This window comes from Acidimicrobiia bacterium (genome assembly GCA_029210695.1).
Classification (GTDB): domain Bacteria; phylum Actinomycetota; class Acidimicrobiia; order Spongiisociales; family JAHEDJ01; genus JAHEDJ01.
In genome coordinates this window covers 21,485-28,021 of the sequence record JARGFH010000050.1, presented here as the reverse complement: position 1 = coordinate 28,021, position 6,537 = coordinate 21,485, and the positions used below count along the sequence as shown (strand labels likewise).

Annotated in this window: 7 protein-coding genes and 1 pseudogene; 5 read left to right on the top strand and 3 right to left on the bottom strand. The window is 65.2% G+C overall.

Annotation, left to right across the window (positions count from 1 at the left end):
* Positions 1-13 precede the first annotated feature (13 nt).
* Entirely contained in the window at positions 14-832 is an 819-nt protein-coding gene (locus P1T08_14260) for an NAD(P)-binding domain-containing protein (protein ID MDF1597238.1), read from the bottom strand.
* Here P1T08_14260 and P1T08_14255 point away from each other — a divergent pair.
* From P1T08_14255 to P1T08_14245, 3 genes are all read left to right on the top strand, one after another.
* Complete coding sequence (locus P1T08_14255) at positions 831-1,613, top strand: hypothetical protein (GenBank protein MDF1597237.1); 783 nt, start codon at positions 831-833, stop codon at positions 1,611-1,613. The two genes, P1T08_14260 and P1T08_14255, sit on opposite strands and share 2 nt — an antisense overlap.
* 103 nt (positions 1,614-1,716) lie before the next feature.
* Entirely contained in the window at positions 1,717-3,189 is a 1,473-nt protein-coding gene (locus tag P1T08_14250) for an acyltransferase family protein (protein ID MDF1597236.1), read from the top strand.
* Between the two features lie 49 nt (positions 3,190-3,238).
* The gene (locus P1T08_14245; protein ID MDF1597235.1) at positions 3,239-3,883 is read left to right on the top strand and encodes an SDR family NAD(P)-dependent oxidoreductase; all 645 of its coding nucleotides are present in this window, start codon (positions 3,239-3,241) and stop codon (positions 3,881-3,883) included.
* A gap of 62 nt (positions 3,884-3,945) precedes the next feature.
* Here P1T08_14245 and P1T08_14240 read toward each other — a convergent pair whose 3' ends face one another.
* The gene (locus P1T08_14240; GenBank protein MDF1597234.1) at positions 3,946-4,554 is read right to left on the bottom strand and encodes a hypothetical protein; all 609 of its coding nucleotides are present in this window, start codon (positions 4,552-4,554) and stop codon (positions 3,946-3,948) included.
* A 149-nt stretch (positions 4,555-4,703) separates the two neighbouring features.
* On the opposite strand from P1T08_14240, the gene P1T08_14235 reads away from it, so the two are divergent.
* Together P1T08_14235 and P1T08_14230 are read left to right on the top strand one after the other, a co-directional pair.
* Positions 4,704-5,342 (top strand): hypothetical protein, encoded by a 639-nt coding sequence (locus P1T08_14235; GenBank protein ID MDF1597233.1) that lies wholly within the window; start codon positions 4,704-4,706, stop codon positions 5,340-5,342.
* A 108-nt stretch (positions 5,343-5,450) separates the two neighbouring features.
* A complete protein-coding gene (locus P1T08_14230) occupies positions 5,451-6,140 on the top strand; it encodes a ceramidase domain-containing protein (GenBank protein ID MDF1597232.1) in 690 nt (229 codons plus the stop codon).
* On the opposite strand, the pseudogene P1T08_14225 reads toward P1T08_14230, so the two are convergent.
* Positions 6,127-6,348: pseudogene (locus P1T08_14225) on the bottom strand (AMP-dependent synthetase). The gene P1T08_14230 and the pseudogene P1T08_14225 sit on opposite strands and share 14 nt — an antisense overlap.
* Between the last annotated feature and the right edge of the window lie 189 nt (positions 6,349-6,537).

Below are 6,537 nucleotides of genomic sequence, written 5' to 3'. Positions count from 1 at the left end.
CGCAGTGAATTACCTACACATCCACCGCGAGGACTTTTGCTGGCCACCAACGAGGACTTTCACATGGCCATGGACACTGTCCTGAGCCGACTACGACGACCGCCCCCGGTGGCAAGTTGTCCGCTGAGCGATAGTCGGAGGCGTGGAGCTGGAGCAGCGACTCGGGGAACTGCCGGCAAATCCCTGGGATCTTGGGTGCCTGCATCATCCCGGATGCGACGACGATGTTGGCGGCCGATACCGTATCGACCGTGCCGGCCGCGTCTTCGAACGTGACACGAAAACCGTCGCCGTCGGCATCGACCCCAGTAACAGAGACACCCTCCTTCACCGGGAGTGCGAACTTGCCCGCATAGTGCTCGAAGTATTCGATGAGTTCGTCGCGGTGAAAGAAGCCGTCGGGTTCGTCGCCGTCGTACGGGTCGCCGGGCAGACCATTCGCCCAGTTCGGTGTATTTACGGTGAAGGAATCCCAGCGCTGATTACGCCAGGTCTCGCCGACCCGTCCACGCTCGAAGATGACGAACTTCCTGCCGGCTGCTCGCAGGTAGTAGCCGATACCCAGACCGGCCTGTCCGCCGCCGATGACGACAACATCGAAATGGTTCAAGATGAGTGCCCCCTCTGCAATCAGACGGTTGACGGTAGCGCCGGCGGCCCGGTACCGGCGTGGATTGGCAGGTCCCGACCACGGCACAGCGAAACCCCGAGTGATGTCTCGCACCATGTTTAGGGCCGACCTATCGGCGGTGGTGGCACATCTCGTGGCAGTGCGTCCATCGGCCGTTCGGTCGAATCGTGTGCGAGTATTCGTCGGGATTGGAGCATGCATGGGTTCATGGGGTCCAGCCCTCTTCTCAGACGATCTCGCCTGCGACGCCCGGGACAGCTATCGGGAGATGATCGAAGACGGCGTGGAAGACGACGACGCCACCGCTCGCATGCTCGAACGGTTCGCGGGAACGCTCGACGATCCGGACGAGGGACCGGTGTTCTGGATAGCTTTGGCGTTCACCCAATCAAAGATAGGGCGGCTCAATACTGCGATTCGGGACCGGGCGTTGCAGGCCATCGACAATGGCGAAGGGTTGCACCTGTGGGAGGACGACGCCGGCCTGCTCACCAAACGGAAGGCGGCACTCCAGAAAGCTCGCGAGCAGCTGATCGGACCACAGCCGGATCGAAAGAAGCTGAGGCCCCCAAGCCGCCGTGTGACCGACCTGAAGCCGGGCGACGTGCTGGCCTATGAGGCCTCGAGCCGTTTTGCCCTCTTCAGAGTGGCGCGCCTGAACGACTCACGTGTGGCGGTGGCGCCCATCCTCGTCGCCCTGCACTACAACGGTGCCGACCTTCCCGAACCCGGCCGGCTTCGCCGCTTGCGGGATCGCCGGGCACCACAATTGCGCCCGACGAAGTCGGGGCGAGCACCGTGGTGGGCCGTTTCGTTCCATGTCATGACCATCAAGAAGGTGACCCACGCGGATGCCGGGTTCGTCAAGGTGGGACAAGTTCGCAGTAAGAAAGGTGACGGCGCACGGCGCCCCGGGACCTATGTGGACTGGACGGTCCTGTCCGGGCTGCTCGACGCCTGGCTGGCGGAAGACGGCCGGTAACCGGGCCTATTCTGAGAGCCAACCGGGGACAGTCGCCTCCGTCGACCCGTCCGCTGGTGCCGGCCACGGTGCCCTGGAGATGGGTCGGGCAGAATGGGAATCCATGGAGCGTGACCGATTCATCGACTCGCTGCGAGCGATTGCCGTTGTTGCCGTCGTTCTCGGTCATTGGTCGGCGACCTCGGTGGTCTGGGAAACGGGCCGGATCGCCGGGGAGAGCGCCCTCTCGACCGTGTCGGAACTCCACTACGTCACCTGGTTGCTCCAGGTGATGCCTTTGCTGTTCTTCGTCGGCGGCTTCTCGAACGCCCGGTCGCTCCGCCTCCACAAGGGCGATTACCTCTCCTACCTTCGGACCCGGTTGACACGGCTGCTCCAGCCTACGGTGGCGTTCATCGTGATCTGGCTGCTCCTGGGGCTGGCCGGCCAACTTCTCCCGTTGCCACAGCCCAATCTGCTGGAACGCGGAGCCGACATCGCAGCTCTCCCGTTCTGGTTCGTCGGGGTGTACGTGGTGGTAGTCGCCCTCGCTCCCGCCATGTACCGGCTCCACGAACGGTGGCGATGGCGGGTTCCGGCTGCGCTGGCCGTCGGCGCGGTTCTCGTGGATGTGGCCGTCCACGGGTTCGGCGTCGAAGCCGTGGGATTCGCCAACTATGCCTTCGTCTGGCTGATCCCACACCAGTTCGGGTTCTTCTACGCCGACGGCAGCCTCGACCCGATCCGTCCCGGCGTTCTGGCCGGAGCCGCAGGGGCCGGATTGGCCGGACTGGTGGTCCTGGCTGGCTGGGCCGGTTACCCGGTCAGCCTCATCATGGTGCCCGGCGAGGATCGATGGAACAGCGATCCACCCAGCCTGCCGTTGGTGGCGGTTGCCGTCTGGCTGGTCTCGCTGGCCCTTCTCGCCCGGCCCGCGTTCCAACGCTTGTGGAAGGAAGGAGGTTGGCTGCAACGGATCAATCGAGTGCCGCTCTCGATGTACTTGTGGCACATCAGCGTGCTTCCGGTGGCTGTTGGGTTCCTCTATCCACTCGGTTTTCCACGCGACCCGGTTGGCAGTGTCGGTTGGTGGTTGTGGCGACCCGTTTGGCTGGCGAGCCTCAGCGCATCGCTGACGCTCGTCCTGCTGGTAGTCCGGCGCTTCGAGGTGCACCCTCCACCCCGCCCCATGCCAATTGAGAGCGCCGCCCGCCGGATCGGCCCGGCGTCATTCGGCGTCGTTCTGGTTGCGGTCGCCTTGCTGGGATTCGGCGTGACCGGCTTCAACGGAATCACGGCGGACTACGGCGAGGGGCTTCTGGGGTTCACGCTGAATCCGCTCTTCAACACGGTTCATCTAGTCCTCGGATTGACCGTGCTGGCCGGCGTGTACCGATCCGGTCGTCTCACCTCCGTCGTACTGATTTCCGCGTTGATCCTCGGCTTGATCGGACTGATGGGCAGGGAAACGGGGATCGAGGTCCTGGCCACGAATGGGGCTACGGCAACTCTCGACCTGGTGCTCGGCGGCCTGGGAGCCCTGGCGGCTGCCTTGGCGACACGATCCCCTGTTGCGATGACTCGGAACTCAACGTGAAGCCGCCATGCCACGAGCCCACTCGAGCCGGCCGTGCCAGACTGAGCCGATGAACACACGGAGCGTATTGATCATCGGAGCGAGTCGCGGCATCGGTCTGGGCCTGGCCCGCAGGTACCTGGCCGATGGATGGACGGTGCATGCCACCACCCGCACCCCGGAAGCGCCCGGCGAGCTGGGCGGACTGACCGGTGACCTTCACTTGCACGCATTCGACGTCCTGGCAGTACCCACCGAACTCGTAGCCGCCGTCGGCGATCTCGACGTGCTCATTCACAACGCAGGAGTCGGAAGGGGGACACCTCGCGACGTGATGATGGCCGTCAACGCCGAGGCTCCGATCCGGGTGGTGCAGGCGTTTCTCGATGGCGGAGTGCTGAAGCCGGGCGGCAAGGTGGCGATCATGACGTCACAGGTGGGGGCCCGCCGGGGACGCACCGAGAGCCTCGGAGACTACGGGGACTCTAAGGCCGCGCTCAACGATGAGTTCCGAAAGCGCGCAGACGACTGGGGCGCACTCGGCATCCTCGCCGTAGTGGTCCATCCAGGGTGGGTGCGTACGGATATGGGCGGCGACTCGGCCCCACTCTCGATAGAGGAGAGCGCCGAGGGAATCGCCGCACTGATCGCGGCAATGGGGCCGGATCACCACGGACGGTTCTGGACCTGGGACGCCCGCCAGCACGAGTGGTAATCCATCCTTCTTGCGTCAGAAATGTCGCCAAAAGCACGCGAAACTGACGCAAGAACGGGGTTTCAGCTCGGGGGTAGCGACAACCGGCCCAGGAACAGATGAACGAGGGGGCCGATTCCGAACGCAAAGGCGACCGTTCCTGCCCCGACCGTCCCTCCCAACAGCCATCCGACGACGAGGATCCCCAGCTCGATGACCGCCCGTACCAGGCCGATCGGGCGCCCGGTGCGTCGACTGAGACCGGTCATCAGCCCATCGCGGGGACCGGGGCCGAGGTGGACTCCGATGTAATAGCCGGAGCCAATGGCGACCAGCACCAGGCCGACGAGCATCGCAGTCCAGCGCTGAGCCGGGCCGGTGAGCTGTTCGGGCAACAACCACAATGTGGCATCGATGACGATCCCGATGAAGATCACATTCGCCAGCGTGCCGACGCCGAACCTCTCACCGATCGGAAACCAGGCGACGAGCACCACCAGGCCGATCAAGATGCCGACGGTGCCGATCGGAATACCGGTGCGGCGAGAAATGCCCTGATGGAGGACCTCCCAGGGGGCCAAACCGAGGTCGGCAACCACCATGAACGCCAAGCCCAGACCGAAGAGGAACAGACCGAGCATGAGCCGCGGTAGGCGGCGCTTCAGTTCGAGGCGCGAGGGAAGAGTGAGCACGACCGGAGTTTGGGCGCAGCTTGGACCTATGGCAACTCGCCTGGCAGGCAGTCAACCACCTGGTCCGGCGTCGGTATCTTCCGCGAGCGGTTCCGGGGTCGGCGCGAACGGCGCCGCCGCGCGGGCGACTCCGATATCCTTGAGAGACGATGCAGGCAAAGCTGGTCGGGAACCTCGTCGATCCGCCGCGGCGGGTCGATATCGACGGCGTAGAACCCCTCATCGCTCTGCGGAGCTGGCTGATCGTCCCGGAGCGGTTGCCGCGCGATCGGTCCCGGCCGATGCTCACCGGGTTGTTCGGGTTTCCCTGGAAGACCCGCAGCCTGGAGGCCCGGTGCACTGCCGCCGGCCACCTGAACAACAACTTCACGCTGCCTCCCAGAATCGAGCGACACCACCCCACGGTCCCCGAACCGGAGTGCACTTGCGGCATCTACGCCGTGCGCGCCGAGTCATTGGACCGGATACCACTCAGCACTCCCGTTGGAGTACCGGTCGCCACCGGCTTTGTTGAGCTCTCCGGCCGGGTGGTGGCCGGTGGGACTACCCTTCGCGCCCAGCGGGCCACCATCATCGGACCGCTCGCCATCTCCGCAGGCCGCTCGCCGATCATTCCCCACCTGCTCCGTCGTTCGGTTCACCCTCAGCGAGTCATCACTATCAATCCCGCCTACCAGGTCCGCTGGACGGCCCGGCCGCCCGGACATCAATGGCTCGAGTGGATGAGGCACACCGCACATGCCCTCCGGAACCGCTACGAGGTTGAGGTGCTCGCTGAGCAGGCGTGACCGTGGCCGGCCTCCTTTGGCTTCGCCTGTGCTGCTCTGTCCCAGGGCTCCCGCCGGGTCGATGACCCGGCAGGCCCACCAGGCCGCCTCAACCTCGAAGACCACCGTATGAGCACGTTGCCCGGTGCCGTCGGCGACTGTGAGCGGTTCGTCGATGGCCTGCTTGACCAGCCGGTCAACACCCTCACCAGCTTGGCGTTCGTCCTCGCCGGGATGGTTGTCTTCATGAGGCTTTGGAGACGAAGGGACTCCATGCGTGGCACCGGCGTGCTGGCGGGAATGATGATCCTGACGGGCGTCGGCAGTGCAGCCTTCCACGCTTGGGGCGGTCCGATGGCTACCTGGCTCCACGACGCCTCACTCGCTGCGCTTCTCGTCGTGATCGTCGCCATCGAGGTGTCACGGAGGATCCGCCGGGAGTCGTTCCGCACACCGTGGTCGGCCGTTGGAGCGGCGTCGGTCCTTGTTGCTCTCTGGCCGGTGGCGGGCGCCGTGCTGGCTATGGCCCTGGCGCTGGCCGCGGCCACCCTCGCCTCCGCACCCCCACACTGGTCCTGCCCGTCCTCGCCGGCCGCGGCCCAACCCGGCCGGGTCCGGCGGCTCATTCTCCCGGCCGGCCTGCTCTGGATCGGTGCCGTCGTCTTTCTGAGTAGCCGAACCGGCGGACCACTCTGCCGTCCGGATTCACTGATTCAGGGCCACGGCCTGTGGCACATCCTCGCCGCGCTGGGTCTGTGGCTGTACGCCGCCCGACTCGGTTCCGAGCCGGCCTCCCCATCGGGACTCACAGATCTCTGAGCACTCTGCGCATCGTTTTCCCCGTAGTCGTCCGGGGCAATTCATCGATGAAGACCACCCGGCGCGGCACCTCGTGGGCGGCCAGCCGGGTCCGCACATGCGCTTGGAGTTCGGCAATGAGTTCCTCCGATTGGCGATAACCGTCCTTGAGCACCACGAAGGCTTTCACGATCTGGCCGCGGATTTCGTCAGGGACCCCGATTACGGCACAGTTGGCGATGCCAGAACAAGCTGAAGTGGGTCAGAATTACTCGGAGGCGATTGCTTCGAGGATCCGCATACAGCTGGCCTTGCGAGCCCGGACCTATGGCAGCCAGCATGCCCGCGAAAGCAGCCACGAGCAGCCAAACCGCCGGCTGGCTTCCGAGGAGAGCGAAGGTGCCAAGGCCGTCTTCGG